Raw genomic sequence first — 19,317 nt, 5'->3', positions numbered from 1 at the left:
GACGACCGGTCCGCGAGCGCTGTGATGTCACGCACGGACCCTTGACCCGGCCTTTTCGCCGTCGCCATGATGAGCCGTCATGTTCTGACTCCGCCGTCGGGGGAAGTCCGGTTCGAATCCGGCGCTGACCCGCAACGGTAGGCCGCCGACGGCTGTCGGCGGCGAGCCCGAGTACCCGGCGGCGGAGAGGTGTCCACTCCTCCCGTCGTGGTCTGCGGGCCGGAGCTCCGAGGGTCGGCCGGCGCGGTGCCGAGGCTCTCCGGGCCCCTGCGTCCAGGCCCGGAAAGGCCTCCCGTGCCCGTGCTCCGCCGCTCCCTCGGCCTGCTCGCGATACCCGCGCTCGCCCTCGCCACCGTGCTCCCGGCGGCCGCCGCCCAGGCCGCGCCGGCCCCGGCCACCGCCGCCCCGGCACAGGACGCCGGCACCCACCGCCCGGACGCCGCCGCGGCCGGCTGGCTGGCCCGCCAGCTCGTCGACGGGGACCACTTCGAGTCGGTCTTCGACGGCACCGCCTACCCCGACCAGGGGCTGACCATCGACGCCGTGCTGGCCTTCGCCGCCTCCCGCAGCTCCGACCAGGCCGCCGCCCGGGCCACCGCCTGGCTGGCGAGGCCCGAGGTCATCGGCGGCTACCTCGGTGACGGCTCGACCGAGGCGTACGCCGGGGCGACGGCCAAGCTGCTGCTCGCCGTCGAGGTCCGCGGCGGCGACCCGGCCGCCTTCGGCGGCGTCGACCTGCCGGCCCGGCTCCGCTCGCTGCAGAGCCCGAGCGGCCGGTTCTCCGACCGGTCGCAGTGGGGGGACTACAGCAACGCGTTCGGGCAGTCGCTGGCCCTGATCGCGCTCCACCGCGCCCCCGGCGGCGCCCCGGCCGCCGCCGTCGACTTCCTCGCCGGCAGCCAGTGCGCGGACGGCGGCTTCCCGGTCTCCTTCGGCCAGGCCACCTGCACCAGCGACCCCGACGCCACCGCGCTCGCCGCCCAGGCCCTGGCCGCGACCGGCCGCACCGCCAAGGCGAACGCCGGGCTCGGCTGGCTGACCGCCCACCAGAACGCCGACGGCGGCTTCGCGGCCGCCGGGGCGACGGCCTCCAACGCCAACACCACCGGCCTCGCCACCCAGGCGCTGTTCTCCGGCGGCCGCCTCGTCGCCGGCCTCAAGGGCTGGAGCAGCCTGGTCAAGCTCCAGCAGGGCTGCGCGGCCGCTCCGGCCGTGCGCGGGGCGGTCGCCTACGACGCGTCCGGCTTCAACCCGGCCAACGGCGCCCGGGCCACCGCGCAGGCCGTCCTCGGCCTGGCCGGCACTCCGCTGGCCACCCTCTCCGCCGCCGGCGCGCGTCCGGCCGCGCCCACCGCGGCCTGCCCGGCCGCGCACTGAACGCCGAACGCACCGACACCCCCAGGAGCACCCCGATGACCGACACCCTCGCCCCGGCGCGGCCGGCCCGCCGCACCCTCGGCTCGATCGCCGCCGCCGCGGCCCTCACCGCCGGCCTGCTCGGCGCCTCCGCCGTGCAGGCCCCGCAGGCGCAGGCGGCCGCCTGCACCGGCACCACCGGCGTCACCGTCGTGGTCGACTTCACCGCCGTCGGCGGCGGCATCCAGACCGGCTGCGCCCCCGGCGACCCGGCCAGCGGGCTCGCCGCGCTGACCGGCGCCGGATTCTCGTACGCCTTCCACCCGCGGTTCCCCGGCTTCGTCTGCAAGATCAACGCCCTGCCGGCGACCTGCACCAACCCGACCGGCAGCGCCTACTGGTCGTACTGGCACGCCCAGCACGGCGGCCCGTGGTCGTACAGCAACCTGGGTGCGGGCAGCTACGACCCGGCGCCGGGCGAGGTCGAGGGCTGGTCCTTCGGCGCGGGCGCCCAGCCGGGCATCACCGCGCCCTGACCGCGCCTGACCACGCCCTGACCGCCCCCGAGCACGCCGGTGCCCCGGTCCTCCGCGACGGAGACCGGGGCACCGGCGCGCTCAGGCCGCCCGGTGCGGGTAGAAGCCGCGGCCGGCCTTGCGGCCGAGCAGCCCGGCCTCGACCATCCGGGCCAGCAGCGGCGGCGGCGCGTACAGCGGCTCCTTGTACTCGTCGTACAGCGACTGCGCGATGGCCTGGACGGTGTCCAGCCCGATCAGGTCGGCGAGTTCGAGCGGGCCCATCGGGTGGGCGCAGCCGTGGACCATGCCGGCGTCGATGTCCTGCGCGGTGGCGTGGCCGGCCTCGGCCATCCGGATCGCGGACAGCAGGTACGGCACGAGCAGGGCGTTGACCACGAAGCCGGCCCGGTCCCGGGAGCGCACCACGTGCTTGCCGAGGACGTCCGCGGCGAAGCCCTCCACCCGGTTGAGCACGGTCGGGTCGGTGTGCAGCGAGGCGACCACCTCGACCAGCGGCATGACCGGCGCGGGGTTGAAGAAGTGCAGGCCGAGGACGTGCGAGGCGCGGCCGGTGGCGATGCCGAGCCGGGTGACGGGGATGGCGGAGGTGTTGGTGGCGAGCACGGCCTGCTCGTCGGCGAGCACCTTGTCCAGGGTCTCCAGCACCCGCGTCTTCACCGCCTCGTCCTCCACCACGGCCTCGACGACCAGCTGACGGTCGGCCAGGGCCTCCAGGTCGTCGGCGAACAGCAGGTGGGCCCAGGCGTCCTCGCGCCCGCCCTGGCTGAGCCGGCCGCGGTCGACCGCGCGGTGCAGGGAGCGGTCGATCCGGGCGCGGGCCGCGCGCAGTGCGTCCGACCCCCGCTCGCAGACCACGGTGTCCAGGCCGGCGCGGGCGAAGACCTCGGCGATGCCGGAGCCCATCTGCCCGGCACCGACCACGGCCACCCGTCGGATCTCGTTCATGGCGCTGTCTCCTTGCTGGGGCGGCTCAGGCCGCGGTGCGGACGCGGACCAGGTGGCGGGCGTAGGCCTCGGTGGTGAGGAAGGCGGGGAGGTCAGCGCCGAGGGCGGTCTCCTCCAGGATCCGCACCGCGTCGTCGACCAGGGCGGGGTCGGCGCCCTCGGCGAGCAGCGCGGCCCGCTCGCCGTCGATCAGCCGCCGCACCATGTCCGGCGTGGCGAGCGAGCCGCCGGTGAGCCGGGAGCAGTGGTGCTGCCACTGCCACAGCTGGCAGCGGGCGATCTCGGCGGTGGCCACGTCCTCCATCAGGCCGAAGACGGCGACGGCGCCCGTGCCGCCGAGCCAGGCGGTCAGGTAGCGCAGGGCCACCGCCACGTTGGAGCGCACGCCCTGTTCGGTGGGCAGGCCGACGGACAGCCGCTGGACGGCGAGCAGGTCGACGGCGGTGACCTCGACGTCCTCGCGGCCGCGGTCGAGCTGGTGCGGCCGCTCGCCCAGCACGGCGTCGAAGACGGCCCGGCAGGTGGCGACCAGGCCGGGGTGGGCGACCCAGGAGCCGTCGAAGCCGTCGCCGGCCTCGCGCTCCTTGTCGAGCCGGACCCTGGTGAGCGCGGCCTCGTTGGCGGCCGGGTCCTTGCTGGGGACGGCGGCGGCCATGCCGCCGATCGCGTGGGCGCCGCGGCGGTGGCAGGTGCGGACCAGCAGATCGGTGTAGGCGCGCATGAAGGGCTGCGTCATGGTGACCTGGGCGCGGTCGGGCAGCACGAAGCGGGGGCCCTGGTCGGCGAAGTTCTTGATCAGGCTGAACAGGTAGTCCCAGCGGCCGGCGTTGAGACCGGCGGCGTGCTCGCGCAGCTCGTACAGGATCTCGTCCATCTCGAAGGCGGCGGTGATCGTCTCGATCAGCACGGTGGCCCGGACGGTGCCGTGCGGGATGCCCAACTCGGCCTGGGCGAAGGTGAAGACGTCGTTCCAGAGGCGGGCCTCCAGGTGGTTCTCCAGCTTGGGGAGGTAGAAGTACGGGCCGCTGCCGCGCTCGATCTGCCGCCTGCCGCAGTGGAAGAGGTAGAGGCCGAAGTCGACCAGGGCGCCGGCGACCGGGTGGCCGTCGACCAGCAGGTGGGCCTCGTCGAGGTGCCAGCCGCGCGGGCGGACCACGATGGTGGCGGGCGTGTCGCCGATCCGGTAGCGCTTCCCCTCCGGGGTGGTGTCGTCGATCCGGCGCTCGATCGCGTCGAGCAGGTTGAGCTGCCCGGAGACGAGGTTGTGCCAGGTGGGGGAGGTGGCGTCCTCGAAGTCCGCCAGCCACACCTTCGCCCCGGAGTTCAACGCGTTGACGGTCATCCGGCGCTCGGGCGGGCCGGTGATCTCCACCCGGCGGTCGGCCAGGCCGGGCGCGGTCGGCGCGACCCGCCAGCCGAGGTCCTCGCGGACGGCGCGGGTCTGCGGCAGGAAGTCGAGGGTGCCGGTGGCGGCGAGTTCGGCGGCCCGGCGGCCGCGCTCCGCGAGGAGCTCCGCGCGGCGCCCGGCGAAGGCGTCGTGCAGGCGGACCAGGAACTGCAGGGCCTCGGGGGTGAGGATCTCCTCGAACCGCTCCTCGTGCTCGCCGAGGATCTCGATACGGCTGGTCAGGGTCATCCGGCTCTCCAGGAAGGTGGGCCCGGGGCCGCGTCTCCCCGACGCGGCCCCGGGCGGTGGCGGCCACCCGGTCCCGTCCCTCAACGGGGCCCCGGGCGGGGGTCACACGGGCGGCCGGCCGTGGGGGGAGCCGGCCGGCCGGGTCGGCTCAGTGGAACTGCTCGGCCTCGGTGGAGCCGGTCAGGGCGAGCGTCTCGGCGTTCGGGTTGAGCGCGGTGCTGATCGCGTCGAAGTAGCCGGTGCCGACCTCGCGCTGGTGCTTCACCGCCGTGTAGCCGTCCGGGACGGCGGCGAACTCGGCCTCCTGGAGGTCGACGTAGGCGGTCATGCCGTGCTCCGCGTAGCCCTTGGCGAGCTGGAACATCGAGTGGTTCAGCGCGTGGAAGCCGGCCAGCGTGATGAACTGGAAGCGGTAGCCCATCGCGCCCAACTCGCCCTGGAACTTGGCGATCTGGTCGTCGTCCAGGGCCGCCTTCCAGTTGAACGACGGCGAGCAGTTGTAGGCGAGCAGCTGGTCCGGGTACTGCGCCTTGACGGCCTCGGCGAACTCGCGGGCCTGGGCGAGGTCCGGGGTGCCGGTCTCCACCCAGAGCAGGTCCGCGTACGGGGCGAAGGCCAGGCCGCGCGAGATCACCGGCGTCATGCCCGGCTCGACCCGGTAGAAGCCCTCGGCGGTGCGCTCGCCGGTGCAGAAGCGGGCGTCGCGCTCGTCCACGTCGGTGGTCAGCAGATTGGCGGCGAGCGCGTCGGTGCGGGCCACGATCACGGTCGGCACGTCCGCGAGGTCGGCCGCCAGCCGGGCCGCGTTGAGGGTGCGGACGTGCTGGGAGGTGGGGACGAGCACCTTGCCGCCGAGGTGGCCGCACTTCTTCTCGGAGGCGAGCTGGTCCTCGTAGTGGATACCGGCGGCGCCGGCCGCGATCATGCCCTTGGTGAGCTCGAAGGCGTTCAGAGGACCGCCGAAGCCGGCCTCCGCGTCGGCGACGATCGGCACCAGCCAGTCCGGGCCGTCGTTGCCCTCGGCGGCGTCGATCCCGTCGGCCCGCAGCAGCGCGTTGTTGATCCGACGCACCACCTGGGGCACCGAGTTGGCCGGGTAGAGGCTCTGGTCCGGGTAGGTCTGGCCGGCCTGGTTGGCGTCGGCGGCGACCTGCCAGCCGGACAGGTAGATCGCCTGGAGGCCGGCCTTCACCATCTGCACGGCCTGGCCGCCGGTGAGCGCGCCGAGCGCGTGGATGTAGTCCTGCTCGTGCAGCTGCTTCCAGAGCCGCTCGGCGCCGCGCCGGGCCAGCGTGTGCTCCTCGCGCACCGTCCCGGAGAGCCGGACCACGTCGGCCGCCGTGTAGCTGCGCTCGACACCCGCCCAGCGGGGGTCGGCGGCCCACCGGGCGGCCAGCTCCGCCGCCTGCTGCTCCTGCTGCTGCCGAACCGACTGCGTCATGATCCGCTCCCGGGAATGCTCGTTGCGAAGGGTGTGAGGGTTTTCACCTCGCGGGTGGAGTGCGGCCGGGGCGCCGGGCAGGCGGCCTGGGCCGCCGGGACGTGGTTGCCCCCAGGGCCCCCGCCACCGGGCCTCAAAAAGCCCGGTGGAGAGGGGGGTTCGTGGTGCGCCTTCCGGCCGCAGCACCGACTCTGGCACCCCCGCCCGCCGCCGTCACCGCTGGACGGCGGCCAAGTTCTGCGAAGCCGATCCTGCGAATCCGCGAAGCCTGCGAAGGCTCCGGCGCCGGGCGTCCGGCTATGCTGCCGGGCACCGGACAGGTCGACGGCGAGGGGAGACGGCCGGATGGGAAAGACCTTCGCGGGCGCGCGGCTGCGCCGGCTGCGCGAGGACCGCGGGCTCAGCCAGGCCGCGCTCGCCCGGCTGCTCGAACTGTCCCCCAGCTACCTCAACCAGCTGGAGCACGACGCCCGTCCGCTCACCGTCCCGGTGCTGCTGCGCCTCACCGAGGCCTTCGGCGTCGACGCCGGCTACTTCGCCCCGCCGGACACCGCCCGGCTCACCGCGGAGCTGCGCGACGCGCTCGGCGAGGAGCTCGCCGCCGGCCGCCTCACCGCGGGCGACCTGGACGACCTCGCCGTCCGGCTGCCCGCCGTCGCCCGGGTGCTGATGGACCTGGGCCGCGGCCGCCGGGCGGTCGCCGAGCAACTCGCCGTCCTCACCGGGGACCGCGGCCCGGCCGCCGACACGGCCCGCACGCCGCACGAGCTGGTCCGCGAGTTCTTCTACCGCCGCCGCAACTATGTCCATGAACTCGACCTCGCCGCCGAGGAGTTGGCCGCCACCATCGGCATGAGGCGGGGCGAGGTCAGGGCGGTCCTCGCCGAGCGGCTGGCGGCCCGGCACCACGTCCGGCTGGCCGGCGGGGGAGAGAGCCTGCACGCCTACGACCCGGGCAGCCGGGTGCTGCGGCTGTCCGACCGGCTGCGCCCGGGCCAGCAGGCGTTCCGGATGGCGACCCAGCTGGCCTACCTGGAACACGACGCGCTGCTCGGCGAACTCGCCGCCGAGGACAGCGAGCCGGGCACGACGGCGTGGTCCCTGACCCGGATCGGGCTGGCCAACTACTTCGCCGCCGCCCTGGTGCTGCCCTACCCGGTCTTCCACGCCGAGGCGGAGGCGGCGCGCTACGACATCGAGCACCTCGCCGACCACTTCGGGCTCGGCTACGAGACCGTCTGCCACCGGCTCAGCACGCTCCAGCGGCCCCGGCTGCGCGGGGTGCCGTTCTCCTTCGTCCGGGTCGACCGGGCCGGCAACGTCTCCAAGCGCCAGTCCGCGACCGACTTCCACTTCTCCCGCACCGGCGGCACCTGCCCGCTCTGGAACGTCTACGAGGCCTTCGCCGCCCCCGGCCGGGTGCACGTCCAGGTCGCCGCGATGCCCGACGGTCGGCGCTACCTCTGGACCGCCCGGGCGGTGTCCCGCTCACCGGGCGGCTGGGGGCGGCCGGGCAAGACCTTCGCCATCGGCCTCGGCTGCGAACTGCGGCACGCCGGGCGGCTGGTGTACTCCGCCGGGCTCGACCTCGGGGACGAGGCGGCGGCGACCCCGATCGGCCTCGGCTGCAAGGTGTGCGAGCGCCCCGCCTGCCCGCAGCGGGCCGCACCCGCGGTCGGCCTCCCGCTGGCGGTCGACGAGCACACCAGCACCTTCGTCCCCTACCCCGTCCGGGTCGAACCGGCGCCGCGGGTGGGCGACTTCGCGGCTGCGGGCGGCGGCGCCGCCCACGGCGCGCGGTCGGGCGGGCCGGCCACCGACGGCGGGGCCGGGCGGCGGCGGTCCGGGTAACGGCGGCCCGGGCGGCGGCAGTTCGGGTAGCGGCGGCCCGGGCGGCGGAGCCGGGGCCGCCCGGAAGGCCGCTCAGGCGGCGCGGGGCGCCCGCCGGCGCCGGGCGACCCGCTCGGCCAGCAGCACCGTGGCGACCGCCGCGGCCGTGAACAGCGCGGTGTCGAGCACCGTCCCCGCGGTGGACAGCCACGCCGGGTCGCCGCCGTCGGGCAGCCTCGTCGCGGTGAACAGCCCGCCGATGCCCGTCAGCGCCCCCCGCACGACGTACACGGCCACCAGCGCGACGAGCCCGAGCGGCAGGGTCAACACGATCGCCGCCAGGTGGAACCGCCCGTTCCCGGTCAGCCCGCCCAGGGCCGCCAGTGCGCCGACCAGGGCGACGTAGCAGCCCGCCGCCCACCCGGAACCCCGCCCGGACACCCATCCGGACACCCACCCGGAAACACCCATCAGAACCCCGTCCCCCTGCTCCGCGCCTGCGGGCGGCACGCGCCCCCCGTGCGGCCATCGTCCTCCCCCTCACGGGCGCGGGCCACCCCCCGGGGGGCGGTGAGCGGAGGGGGAGGAGCGGGGCCGGGGCATCCGGTCCGCGACCGGACCGTCCGTCCACGCCACCATCCGCGATCCGGACAATCGCTGACGCGACGCCGTCGATGGGCCTAGGCTGGGCGGTGCAGTCGGTTCGCCATGACCTCCAGCCATGGCGTCGCAAGAGGGAACCCGGTGGGAATCCGGGACTGCCCCGCAGCGGTGAGTGGGAACGACCGCCGTCACATGCACTGGGCCCCAGCGGGGGCCCGGGAAGCGACGGCCAGTAGGTGTCCGCCCTGGTTCCACAGGTGGACGTGCCCGCGAGTCCGAAGACCTGCCACTGCCCGCGTGCACCCCGCACGCGGTGATCTCGGTGACCTCGAGGGCGGGTCGGCGGAGCGGGCGGGCCCATCCTGGTGCCGTGCCCCCACTGTCGTACCTCCACGCCGTCGCGCTCTCCCGGGATCGCAGCGCGACTCGCGAAGGAGAGTTCCGTGTCATCGAGTTCCACCACCCCGCAGGCCACCGTGTACGGCTACCCGAGGCAGGGTGCCAACCGGGAGCTGAAGAAGGCCGTCGAGGGGTACTGGGCCGGTCGGGTCGACGCCGCCGCCCTGCACGCCACCGCCGCCGGACTGCGCCGTGACAACTGGCGCCGGCTGGCCGACGCCGGCGTCACCGAAGTCCCCACCGGCGACTTCTCGCTCTACGACCACGTGCTGGACACCACCGTCGCGGTCGGCGCGATCCCGGCCCGCCACCGCGCCGCCGTCGAGGCCGACCCGCTGGACGGCTACTTCGCCATGGCCCGCGGCACCCAGGAGGTCGCGCCGCTGGAGATGACCAAGTGGTTCGACACCAACTACCACTACCTGGTGCCCGAGTTGGGCCCGGACACGGTCTTCGCCGCGAACTCCGCCAAGCCGGTCTCCGAACTACGGGAGGCCCTCGGTCTCGGCCACCGCGCCCGGCCGGTGCTGGTCGGCCCGCTGACCTACCTGCTGCTCGCCAAGCCCGCCCCCGGCGTGGCCGCCGACTTCCGGCCGATCACCCTGCTGGACCGGCTGCTGCCGGTCTACGCCGAGCTCCTCTCCGACCTGCGCGCCGCGGGCGCCGAATGGGTCCAGCTCGACGAGCCGGCCCTGGTCCAGGACCGCACCCCGGCCGAGCTGAACGCCGCCGCCCGCGTCTACCGCGAGCTGGGCGCGCTCACCGACCGCCCCCTGCTGCTGGTCGCCAGCTACTTCGACCGCCTCGGCGAGGCCCTCCCGGTGCTGGCCAAGGCCCCGGTCGAGGGCATCGGCCTGGACTTCACCGGCCCGGGCGCCGCCAACCTCGACGACCTCGCCGCCGTCGGCGGCGTGCCCGGCAAGCGCCTGGTCGCGGGCGTGGTGGACGGCCGCAACATCTGGATCAACAACCTGGAGAAGTCGCTCGCCACCCTCGGCACGCTGCTCGGCCTGGCCGACCGGGTCGACGTCGCGCCGTCCTGCTCGCTCCTGCACGTCCCGCTCGACGCCGACGCCGAGCGCGACCTCGACCCGCAGGTCGCCCGCTGGCTCGCCTTCGCCCGGCAGAAGACCACCGAGATCGCCACCCTCGCGCGCGGCCTGGCGCACGGCACCGACACCATCGCGGCCCAACTGTCCGCCAACCGGGCCGACCTGGCCTCCCGGGCCGCCTCCGCGCTGACCCACGACCCGGCCGTCCGGGCCCGGGTGGCCGCCACCACCCCCGAGGACGCCCGCCGCGCCCAGGCCTACCCCGAGCGCTCCGAGGCGCAGCGGGCCCGCCTGAACCTGCCGCTGCTGCCGACCACCACCATCGGCTCCTTCCCGCAGACCACCGAGCTGCGCACGGCCCGTGCCGACCTGCGGGCCGGCCGCATCGACGACGGCACCTACCAGGACCGGATGCGGGCCGAGGTCCGCGAGGTGATCGCCTACCAGGAGAAGGCCGGCATCGACGTCCTGGTCCACGGCGAGCCCGAGCGCAACGACATGGTCCAGTACTTCGCCGAGCAGCTGACCGGCTACCTGGCCACCCAGCACGGCTGGGTGCAGTCCTACGGCACCCGCTACGTCCGCCCGCCGGTGCTGGCCGGCGACATCTCCCGCCCGCACCCGATGACCGTCGACTGGTACCGCTACGCGGCGGACCTGACGGACCGCCCGGTCAAGGGCATGCTCACCGGTCCGGTCACCATGCTCGCCTGGTCCTTCGTCCGGGACGACCAGCCGGTCGGCGACACCGCCCGGCAGGTCGCCCTCGCCCTGCGCGACGAGGTGACCGACCTGGAGGCGGCCGGCGCGTCCGTCATCCAGGTCGACGAGCCGGCGCTGCGCGAGACCCTGCCGCTGCGGGCGGCCGACCGCCCCGGGTACCTGGCGTGGGCCACCGAGTCGTTCCGGCTCTCCACCTCCGGTGTCCGCGCCGACACCCAGATCCACACCCACATGTGCTACGCCGAGTTCGGCGCGATCATGACCGCCATCGACGAGCTCGACGCCGACGTGATCTCCCTGGAGGCGGCCCGCTCGCACATGGAGGTCGCCCACGAGCTGGCCGGGGCCGGCTACCCGCGCGAGGTCGGTCCGGGTGTCTACGACATCCACTCGCCCCGGGTGCCGAGCACCGAGGAGGCGGCCTCCCTGCTCCGCGCCGGGCTGGCCGCGATCCCGGCGGAGCGGCTCTGGGTCAACCCCGACTGCGGCCTGAAGACCCGCGGTTGGACGGAGACCCGCGCCTCGCTGGAGCACCTCGTCGAGGCCGCCCGCCTGGTCCGCGCCGAGCTGGGGGGCTGACCGCCGCGCCGGGGTGAGGGCCGCCCGCGGTCTCCCGCGGGCGGCCCGGCTCAGGCCTGGTCGTTCAGCCCGAGGTTCTGGTGGATCTCCAGCGTGACGGTGGAGAAGTTCATGGTCATGAAATGCAGGCCGGGAGTTCCCTCGGAGATCAGCCGCCGGCACATCCGGGTCGCGTGGTCGATTCCGATGGCGCGGACGTCCGCCGGCCGGTCCCGGGCGGCGTTCATCCGCTCGGAGAAATCCTTCGGAATGGCCGCGGTGCTGAGGCTCGGAATGCGGTTGAGCGACCGGATGGTGGTCACCGGCATGATTTCGGGAATGATCGGGATTTCGCAGCCCGCTTTCACCGCGTCGTCCCGGAAGCGAAGGTAGTCGTCCACGTCGAAGAACATCTGGGTAATGGCGTAGTCCGCGCCGGCCCGGCACTTCGCCACGAAGCGGCGGAGGTCGCTCGCCCGGTCCGGCGAGCGGGGGTGCATCTCCGGGAACGCGGCCACGCCGACGCAGAAGTCGCCCGACTCCTTGACGAGCCGGACGAGCTCCTCCGCGTACCCGACGCCGTCCGGGTGGCGCACCCACGGGCCGAGCGGGTCGCCCGGCGGGTCGCCGCGCAGTGCCAGGACATTGCGAACCCCCTGGTCCGCGTAGTGGCCGAGGATGTTCCGCAGCTCCGCGACGCTGTGGTCGACCGCCGTCAGATGGGCGACCGGGGTCAGGGTGGTCTCCTGCGCGATCCGGCCGGTGACGGCGACCGTCCGGCCGCGGGTCGACCCGCCCGCGCCGTACGTCACCGAGACGAAGGTGGGGGACAGGGCCTCCAGCCTGCGGATCGCGTCCCACAGGCCCGCTTCCGCCTGCGCGCTGCGGGGCGGCATGAATTCGAAGGAGTGCGAACGCTTCCCGGTCGCCAGGAGTTCGCGAATGGAGAGTGCCCGATCGGTCCTGGTGCTTGGGGTTCCGAGAGCCATGGGCCCATTGTCGGGCCGCCGACGGGATTTTGTCAGCCGTGTCCGCTTTCTGATACGCGGAGCCGGTTCGCGGGCCGTCTCCCGGCGGCTCCGGAACGCGCAACAATGGGCCCATGAATGTACCCAGATTTCAGCTTCCCGGACTCTCCGACCGGGGTCGCTGCGCGGTGATGGGAATCGTCAACGTCACCCCCGACTCGTTCTCCGACGGCGGCTTGTGGCTGGACCCGGGCCGGGCGGTCGCCCACGGGCTCCGGCTGGTGGCGCAGGGCGCCGACATCGTGGACGTCGGCGGCGAGTCCACCCGTCCGGGAGCCGTCCGGGTGCCGCCGGAGGAGGAGCTGAGGAGAGTGCTCCCGGTGGTGCGCGGGCTCGCGGCGGAGGGCGTGACCGTCAGCGTGGACACCATGCGGGCGGCCGTCGCGGAGGCCGCCGTGGCGTGCGGTGCGCGGATCATCAACGACGTCAGCGGCGGTCGCGCGGACGCCCGGATGGTGCCGGTGGCGGCCGCGACGGGGGTGCCCTTCGTGGTGATGCACTGGCGCGGGCACTCCGCCTCGATGGAGGACTTCGCGGAGTACGGGGACGTCGTGCCCGAGGTCATCGAGGAGGTCGAGCGCCAGGTGGAGGCGGTCGTCGCGGCCGGGCTCGACCCCGACCAGCTGATCGTGGACCCCGGACTCGGCTTCGCCAAGGGCCGCGAGGACGACTGGGCCCTGCTCGCGCGGCTCGGTGCGTGGAGCGGGCTCGGCCGCCCGGTGCTGGTCGCGGCCTCCCGCAAGCGCTTCCTCGGGACGCTGCTGACGGATCCGGCGACGGGTGAACCCCGGTCCGCCCGCGCCCGGGACGCCGCCACAGCCGCCGTGTCCGCGCTGGCGGCGTCCCAGGGGGCCTGGGCCGTGCGGGTGCACGACGTCCCGGCCACCGCCGACGCCGTCCGGGTCGAGGCGGCCCTGCGCGCGGCGGCGGGCTGACCGGAGGCCGCTCGGCGGAGCGGAGCGGGCCGGTCCGCGCGCGTTCGGCCCCGGGCCCCGGGCCCGGACACGCGCGGCCGCCACCGGCGCCTGGTCCTGCCGGGCGGTCAGCTGCCGTAGCGCAGCGAGACGGTGTCGCCGACGTGGACCACGGTGGCGCGGGTGGCCGCGGTGGCGGTGGCGCCGTCCAGGGCGACCTTCCAGGTGGACCCACCGCCGTTGGCGGTGCCGTTGACCGCGGTGATCGTGCCGCCGCCGGTGGACGGCGTGACGGCGGTGACGCAGCCGCTCGGGGTGGCGGTGGCGGCGGCGTCGAGGACGTCGCCCAGCGTGGTGGTGGCGCCGGTCGGGGTCAGGGTGACCGCGCAGACCTTCAGCGGGGCGGCGCCGTTGTCGACGACCAGGGCCAGCCGCGCGGCGGTGCCGGGGGTGAAGGAGGTGCTGGCGGCCCAGGCCGGCTCGCCGGCGGCGGTCGGGGCGGGCGGGGTGGCGGTGAAGCCGGCGCCGGCGACGGCGCGCAGGCCGTCGACGGAGGCGTAGGGGGAGGGCACGGTGTCGGTGGACAGGTACTTGAAGCCGCCGCCGGGCTTGAACTGCTGGGCGATCAGGAAGTCGATCGGGGTCTTGCCGGAGCCGCTGGTGAAGTCGGCGCCCTGCGGGTTGATCCCGCAGGCGTTCAGCCCGGAGACGGCCCAGCCGTTGGAGTCGGTGTTGGCGCCGAACATGGAGGTGAAGGCGCCGGAGGCGATCAGCTTGCCCTTGAGGAAGTTCTTGGCGGCGACGATCGCGGTGTCGGTGCTGGGGACGCCACCGCTGCACAGCGCGGCCATCGCGGCGCCGGTCATGTCGATGTCGCTGCCCTGGGCGAGCGCGGTCGGGTTGCCGGCCGCCTTGCTGTAGTTCCAGCCGCCGTCGTTGTGCTGGTTGGCGCGCACCGCCGTGACGGAGGCGTCGACCAGTGCCGCGGGGACGCGCTGGGTGCCGGTCTGCGTCCTGGCGCCCGCGAGGGCGAGCAGACCGAAGACGGTGCCGTTGAAGTTGGCGGACGGGCCGTAGTAGCCGGGTTCGGCGGTCTGCCAGTAGGCGACGGTGTCGGCGATCAGGTTGCGGCCCGGGCCGACGCGGGCCGGGTCGATGCCCGCCGCGTAGGCGTTGAGGGTGCCGCGCTGGTAGTCGGTGGCGACGGGGGTGCCGCTCGGCCAGGTGGTGGCGGCGAGCTGGTTGCGGTAGACGAGCCGGGCGTTCTTGGTGGTGTCGCCGCCCGGGGTGACGTCCGCAGCGGCGGTGCCCGCGGCCGCCAGCGCGCTGAACGCCCACTCGTTGGAGAGCCCGCCACCGGTGACGTAGCTGCCGTCGGCGGCCTGGAGGGACTTCAGATAGGTGACGCCGGTGCTCTTCGAGGTGGCCGTCTGGGTCGGGGTGGCGGTCGCGTGGGCGGCGGGGACGGCCGACAGCAGGAGGGCGCCGGCGGCCAGCGCGACGACGGCGGCGGACGGGACTCGGGAGGAGGGCAGGACGGACACGGGGCGGGCTCCTTGGGGTGACGGGCGCCGAACCTCCCCGGGCCCGGCACTCGTTCGGGAGCGTGACGGCCGGAGCGGGCGCCGCCCGGATCGCGTGGGCTGGCTTTCGCTGGTGCTGCGCGGCCGGGCGGGCATTCGGGCTCGGGGCGGCGCCACCGCCGCCCCACACCGCTGCGCGTCAGCCCCGGATTCGCACCGGGTTCCCCCACGCGGCCATCGCGGACGCTACCGCACCGGCGTCGGGCCCACGAGGTGGCGAAGGCGACATGACGACTCGTTGACGCTGCTTCAGCCTGCATGGTCTGATGAACCGTTTTTCATCCTCGGCGGTCAGGGGAAGCCGGTCCGACTCCGGCGCTGACCCGCAACCGTAGATCCGCCCCTCCGGGGTGGATGAGCCGGAATACCTGCGCCGTGGAGTTCGTCAGCAACACATGCGTCGTCGCGGACTACGACGCGGTCCGGGCAGCCCCCCTCGGCGGGGTCTGCCGGCTGCGCCGTGGTTCCCGCGTCGACCGACCAGGGAGTCGCCGGTGAGGGTCAGCAGCAGTCGCACACGTCACAGAGGCCGGGACCTCGCATCCCTGCTGGTCACCGGAACCGTCGCGATCGCTGCGGGCGGCACCGTCCTGCTCGGGCACCCCGGGAGCGCCGCGGCCGACCCGATCGAGGAGTGCACCGCCACGAGCGGTGCGATCGTCGCCGTCGACTTCGGCCACTGGGGCGGCGGGGTCGTCCGCGGCTGCGACGCCCACCCCACCACCGGGATGAACCTGCTGCGCAACGCGGGCTTCACCACCACCGGCACCGAGCACGACGGCCCGGCCTTCATCTGCCGGCTCGGCAACGGCACCTTCGACAGCGGCACCCAGTACCCGACCGCCGCCGAGGAACCCTGCGTCAACACCCCGCAGGCCACCGCGTACTGGTCGTACTGGATCGCCGAGGCCGGCCAGCAGTCCTGGTCCTACAGCCAGTACGGGGCCGGGACGCAGAAGCCCAAGCCCGGCGAGGTCGAGGCCTGGGTGTACGGCGGCACCGACATCGGCGGCACGAGCGGGGCACCGACCTTCACCCCGGACTCGGTCCGCGCCAGGAACGGCGGCCCCTCGCCGTCCGCCTCGCCGTCCGCGTCCCCCTCGCCCTCCCCGAGCCCGACCGGTCCGCCGCCCGCCGGCGACCCCGCCGCCGCGGCCGCCTGGCTGGCCGGCCGGCTCGTCGACGGCGACCACATGGAGAACTGGGCCTTCGAGGGGCCCGACTACCCCCGGACGTCCCTCACCGCGATCGCGCTCGCCGCCGCCGGCACCCAGGACCCGGCCCTGCGCAAGGTGGTCGCCTTCCTCACCGCCCACACCGACGCCTTCCTCCTCCCGGACGGGCCGGCCGGCAAGCCCGACACCCGGGCCGCCGCGCTGCTGGCCCTGGTCGCCGAGAGCACCGACGGCAACCCCCGGGCCTTCGGCGGCCGGGACCTGATCGCCGCGCTCACCGACCACGTGTGCACGGCGGCCGGCGAGAACGGCAACTGCACGGCCGCCGGGGACTTCTACGGCGCGGCCTCGCCCTGGGTCCAGTCGCTGGGCGTCATCGCCCTGCAGCGCGCCGGTGTCACGCCGCCCGCCGCGACGCTCGCCCGCTTCACGGTGCTCCAGTGCGCCGACGGCGGGATCGCCGGGTCGATGATCGTGGCGGGCGGCTACTGCGAGTCCGACCCCACCATCACCGCCCTCGCCGTCCTGGCCCTGCGCAAGGCCGCCGGCTACGAGCCGACGGCGAAGCGGGCCGCGGAGCAGCTCGCCGCGAGCCAGCAGGCCGACGGCTCCTACGTCCCCTACGCCGGCGCCCCCGGCGACACCCTCAGCACCGCCGGTGCGGCCCAGACGCTCCGGGCCGTCGGCCAGGACACCCGGCAGGCCGCCGCCAAGGCCTGGCTGGCCGCCCGCCAGGGCAAGGACGGCGGCTTCGGTCCCGACGAGTCGACCACCGACGCGGACACGGCCGCCACCGAGCAGGCCGTGCTGGCCCTGACCGGCACCGACCTGACCGCCGTGCGGCACAACCCGGACGGCGCCACCACCACGCCGACCCGGCCCGCCGGCAAGTCCCCCGACCTGGCCAGGGGCAGTGCCTACCTGACCGACCCGGCGCACCTGATCGACGGCCACTACTACGAGGCCTTCCCGACCTTCGCCGACTTCGGCCTCACCATCGACGGCGCCTACGCCCTCGCCGCCACCGGCACCGACGACGCCGCCCTGCGCAGGATCGTCGACTTCCTGGACCAACAGGGCAAGGACCCCAACGTCCGTACCGTCAACGACTGGACCGGTATCGGCACCGAGTACGCCGGTGGCGGTTCGATCGGCAAGGAGGCACTGCTGGCCGAGGTCGTCGGCCGCAACCCGCGCGCCTTCGGCGGCCACGACCTGATCGCCGCCCTCACCGCGGCGGTCTGCCGGGCGACCGACCCGGACACCGGCTGCGTGGCACCCGGCAACTACACCTGGGCGACCTCGGTGTTCTCCCAGTCGCTCGGCATCATGGCCCAGTTGCGCGCCGGCGCGACCGCGGACTCGGCCGCTCCGATCGCCTACCTGAAGAGCCTCCAGCACGCCGACGGCTCCTGGCCGAGCCTGATCCCCGCCACCGGCGACTCCGACGTGGACAGCACCGCGATGGCCGTGATGGCGCTCGCGCTCGTCCCCGGGGACGACGCGGCGCAGGCGGTCGACAAGGGGCTGGCCTGGCTGGCCGGCCGGCAGCTGGCCGACGGCGGCTTCCCCGGTGCGGCCGGTGACTCGACCAACTCGGCGGCCCTCGCCGTCCAGGGCATGACCCTGCGGCAGTCCGCCTACAGCGGGCAGATCGCCAAGGCGCGGGACTTCCTGGCGGGGCAGCAGAACGGCGACGGCGGCTTCAACGTCGCCTCCGCCGGGCAGCAGGGCTCGGACGTGCGCGCCTCCACCCAGGCACTCGGCGGCGCCACCGGGACCTCCTTCGGCACGCTGCGCCGGGACCTCGGCAGCACCCCGACGCCGACGCCGACGGCCACGGCGACGCCCACTGCCACCGCGACGCCCACGCCCACTGCCACCGCGACGGCTACGCTGACGCCCACCGCCACGCCCACCGCCACGCCCACCGCCACGGCGACCGCGACGGCGACCGCCACCGCGACGGGTACGCCCACCGGTTCGCCGACCGCCACCGGCTCGCCCTCACCGACCGCGTCCGCGACCGGCACCGGCACCGGCACCGGCACCCCCGTACCCACCGGCACCTCCACGCTCGTCCCGGCGCCCACCGGCAAGGTGACGGGGGGCAACCCCGGCGCCCAGGTGCCCGGCGCCCAGACCCCCGCCGACAACGGCGCGCCCGTGCGGGGCGCAGGGGCCGGCGTCGTCGCCCCCGCCGTCCGGGCGGACGGCGACAGCCTCGCCCGCACCGGCACCGACGCCCTGGGCCTGACCCTGGCCGCCGGACTGCTGACCGCCGCCGGCGCCGCAGCCGTCCTCGCCGCCCGCCGCCGCGCGGCCGCCGCCCCGGGGCGGCACCGGTGATCCGGCGGACCGGCCGGCTGCTCGGCGCCGCCGCCGTGACGTTCGCCCTGACCCTCGGCGGGGTCGGGGCGGGCGCCACCCCGGCGGCCGCGACGTCGCTGCCGCTCGAACAGTGCACCACCACCTCCGGCGTGGTGCTCGCGGTGGACTTCAGCAAGTGGGGCGGCCCGCTGCTGCGCTCCTGCGGAACCACCCCGACGACCGGCTACACCCTGCTCAACCAGGGCGGCTGGAAGACCGCCGGGACGGGGCACGACGGCCCGGCCTTCATCTGCCGCATCGGCTACAGCGGCTTCCAGGGCGGCAAGCAGTACCCCACCCCGGACCAGGAGAAGTGCGTCCTCACGCCCCCGGCCACGGCCTACTGGTCGTACTGGCACGCCGACCCCGGGGAGAACAGCTGGTCCTACAGCCAGCTCGGCGCGATGAGCTACCAGCCGAAGCCCGGCAGCGTCGACCTGTGGATCTTCGGCGGTACCAACATCGAGGGCACCGAAGGGCGGCCGACCTTCTCGCCCGACACCGTGCGGGCGCACAACATCACGCCGGGCGGCGGGCCGGCCGTCACCCCGCCGCCGGCCGACGGCGGGACGGCGGGCGGCAGCGGGTCGGGGTCCACGGGCGGTGCCGGTGGCACGAACGGCGGCTCCGGCAGCACGGGCGGTGGCGGCAGCACCGGCTCGGGCTCCGCGAGCGGCAGCACCGGCGGCACGAGCACCGGCGGCAGCAGCAGTGGCACCAGCACCGGCAGCTCGGGCGCGGCAACCGGTGCCACCAGGCGCCCGCCGTCGGCCGCCGGTACGGGCGGCTCGTCCGGCAGCACCGGCAGCACCGGCGGCCGCCCCGCACCCGCCAGCCCGCCGGCCGGGGCCCCCGCGCCGACCACCCCCGAGCCCGAGGCCCCCACGACACCCACCACGCCCGACGAGACGCCCGCCGCCCAGCCCTCGGAGGCCCCGCCGGCCACCGAGACCGCCGGTGCGGCGCCCACGGTCACCGAGAGCCCCGCCGCCCCCGTGGTCGCCGGCGGCCCGGTGGTGATGGACGCGGCCCCGGCCGCCGACGCCCCGCACGACGCCGGATCGATGGTCCCCGCCCTGGTCGGGACCGCACTGGTGGTGGCGCTCGGCGTGGCCACCGTGGTCGCCGCGCGCCGGCGCCGCCGACAGGCCGAGTGATCCGGTGA

The 19,317-nt window shown here is 75.3% G+C and carries 13 protein-coding genes and 4 riboswitches; of the genes, 7 read left to right on the top strand and 6 right to left on the bottom strand.

From position 1 onward, the window contains the following. Nucleotides 1-42: 42 nt before the first annotated feature. Nucleotides 43-197: riboswitch (cobalamin riboswitch) on the top strand. Nucleotides 198-294: 97 nt separating this feature from the next. Both ACWDRR_RS03865 and ACWDRR_RS03860 read left to right on the top strand, forming a co-directional pair. Beyond that, nucleotides 295-1,377 carry a peptidase gene (locus ACWDRR_RS03865; protein WP_449770578.1) on the top strand — a complete coding sequence of 361 codons (1,083 nt, stop codon included), beginning with the start codon at nt 295-297 and terminating at the stop codon, nt 1,375-1,377. A gap of 35 nt (nt 1,378-1,412) precedes the next feature. After that, nucleotides 1,413-1,892, top strand: coding sequence for a flagellar hook-length control protein FliK (locus ACWDRR_RS03860; RefSeq protein WP_449770577.1), 480 nt, complete (start codon nt 1,413-1,415; stop codon nt 1,890-1,892). Between the two features lie 81 nt (nt 1,893-1,973). Here ACWDRR_RS03860 and ACWDRR_RS03855 read toward each other — a convergent pair whose 3' ends face one another. From ACWDRR_RS03855 to aceA, 3 genes are all read right to left on the bottom strand, one after another. After that, nucleotides 1,974-2,840, bottom strand: coding sequence for a 3-hydroxybutyryl-CoA dehydrogenase (locus ACWDRR_RS03855; protein WP_449770576.1), 867 nt, complete (start codon nt 2,838-2,840; stop codon nt 1,974-1,976). Nucleotides 2,841-2,865: 25 nt separating this feature from the next. After that, nucleotides 2,866-4,476, bottom strand: a complete 1,611-nt coding sequence (aceB, locus tag ACWDRR_RS03850; protein WP_449770575.1) for a malate synthase A — start codon at nt 4,474-4,476, stop codon at nt 2,866-2,868. Between the two features lie 148 nt (nt 4,477-4,624). Continuing rightward, nucleotides 4,625-5,917, bottom strand: coding sequence for an isocitrate lyase (gene aceA, locus ACWDRR_RS03845; RefSeq protein WP_449770574.1), 1,293 nt, complete (start codon nt 5,915-5,917; stop codon nt 4,625-4,627). Nucleotides 5,918-6,262: 345 nt separating this feature from the next. On the opposite strand from aceA, the gene ACWDRR_RS03840 reads away from it, so the two are divergent. Next, on the top strand, nt 6,263-7,768 hold the full coding sequence (locus ACWDRR_RS03840) for a short-chain fatty acyl-CoA regulator family protein (RefSeq protein WP_449770573.1): 1,506 nt from the start codon (nt 6,263-6,265) through the stop codon (nt 7,766-7,768). Nucleotides 7,769-7,840: 72 nt separating this feature from the next. Here ACWDRR_RS03840 and ACWDRR_RS03835 read toward each other — a convergent pair whose 3' ends face one another. Beyond that, nucleotides 7,841-8,188, bottom strand: a complete 348-nt coding sequence (locus tag ACWDRR_RS03835; protein ID WP_449770572.1) for a hypothetical protein — start codon at nt 8,186-8,188, stop codon at nt 7,841-7,843. A 240-nt stretch (nt 8,189-8,428) separates the two neighbouring features. Then, nucleotides 8,429-8,655, top strand: a riboswitch (cobalamin riboswitch). A 138-nt stretch (nt 8,656-8,793) separates the two neighbouring features. On the opposite strand from ACWDRR_RS03835, the gene metE reads away from it, so the two are divergent. Beyond that, the gene (metE, locus tag ACWDRR_RS03830; protein WP_449770571.1) at nt 8,794-11,103 is read left to right on the top strand and encodes a 5-methyltetrahydropteroyltriglutamate--homocysteine S-methyltransferase; all 2,310 of its coding nucleotides are present in this window, start codon (nt 8,794-8,796) and stop codon (nt 11,101-11,103) included. Nucleotides 11,104-11,153: 50 nt separating this feature from the next. On the opposite strand, the gene metF is transcribed toward metE, so the two are convergent. Then, nucleotides 11,154-12,071, bottom strand: a complete 918-nt coding sequence (gene metF / locus ACWDRR_RS03825) for a methylenetetrahydrofolate reductase [NAD(P)H] (RefSeq protein ID WP_449770570.1) — start codon at nt 12,069-12,071, stop codon at nt 11,154-11,156. 113 nt (nt 12,072-12,184) lie between these two features. On the opposite strand from metF, the gene folP reads away from it, so the two are divergent. Beyond that, nucleotides 12,185-13,045: a dihydropteroate synthase gene (gene folP / locus ACWDRR_RS03820; RefSeq protein ID WP_449770569.1), complete on the top strand. Its 861-nt coding sequence runs from the start codon at nt 12,185-12,187 to the stop codon at nt 13,043-13,045. 107 nt (nt 13,046-13,152) lie between these two features. Here folP and ACWDRR_RS03815 read toward each other — a convergent pair whose 3' ends face one another. Next, a complete protein-coding gene (locus tag ACWDRR_RS03815) occupies nt 13,153-14,568 on the bottom strand; it encodes a hypothetical protein (protein WP_449770568.1) in 1,416 nt (471 codons plus the stop codon). A 130-nt stretch (nt 14,569-14,698) separates the two neighbouring features. Further along, a riboswitch (cobalamin riboswitch) is annotated at nt 14,699-14,773 on the bottom strand. Between the two features lie 78 nt (nt 14,774-14,851). Further along, nucleotides 14,852-14,997, top strand: a riboswitch (cobalamin riboswitch). Between the two features lie 104 nt (nt 14,998-15,101). Between ACWDRR_RS03815 and ACWDRR_RS03810 the strand changes: the two genes are divergently transcribed. Continuing rightward, entirely contained in the window at nt 15,102-18,131 is a 3,030-nt protein-coding gene (locus ACWDRR_RS03810) for a prenyltransferase/squalene oxidase repeat-containing protein (RefSeq protein ID WP_449770567.1), read from the top strand. After that, on the top strand, nt 18,128-19,309 hold the full coding sequence (locus ACWDRR_RS03805; RefSeq protein WP_449770566.1) for a hypothetical protein: 1,182 nt from the start codon (nt 18,128-18,130) through the stop codon (nt 19,307-19,309). The genes ACWDRR_RS03810 and ACWDRR_RS03805 overlap by 4 nt, the downstream gene beginning before the upstream one ends. The last annotated feature ends 8 nt before the right edge of the window (nt 19,310-19,317 follow it).

The organism is Kitasatospora sp. NPDC003701, assembly GCF_053587085.1.
Note: the sequence above shows the minus strand (reverse complement) of the source record. Positions and strands in the feature narration are given on the sequence as shown.

Excerpts from the sequence above, each read along its gene's own strand:
- ACWDRR_RS03860 (WP_449770577.1), top strand. The coding sequence starts at position 1,413 with ATGACCGACACCCTCGCCCCGGCGCGGCCGGCCCGCCGCACCCTCGGC.
- ACWDRR_RS03855 (WP_449770576.1), bottom strand. The coding sequence starts at position 2,840 with ATGAACGAGATCCGACGGGTGGCCGTGGTCGGTGCCGGGCAGATGGGC.
- aceB (WP_449770575.1), bottom strand. The coding sequence starts at position 4,476 with ATGACCCTGACCAGCCGTATCGAGATCCTCGGCGAGCACGAGGAGCGG.
- aceA (WP_449770574.1), bottom strand. The coding sequence starts at position 5,917 with ATGACGCAGTCGGTTCGGCAGCAGCAGGAGCAGCAGGCGGCGGAGCTG.
- ACWDRR_RS03840 (WP_449770573.1), top strand. The coding sequence starts at position 6,263 with ATGGGAAAGACCTTCGCGGGCGCGCGGCTGCGCCGGCTGCGCGAGGAC.
- metF (WP_449770570.1), bottom strand. The coding sequence starts at position 12,071 with ATGGCTCTCGGAACCCCAAGCACCAGGACCGATCGGGCACTCTCCATT.
- folP (WP_449770569.1), top strand. The coding sequence starts at position 12,185 with ATGAATGTACCCAGATTTCAGCTTCCCGGACTCTCCGACCGGGGTCGC.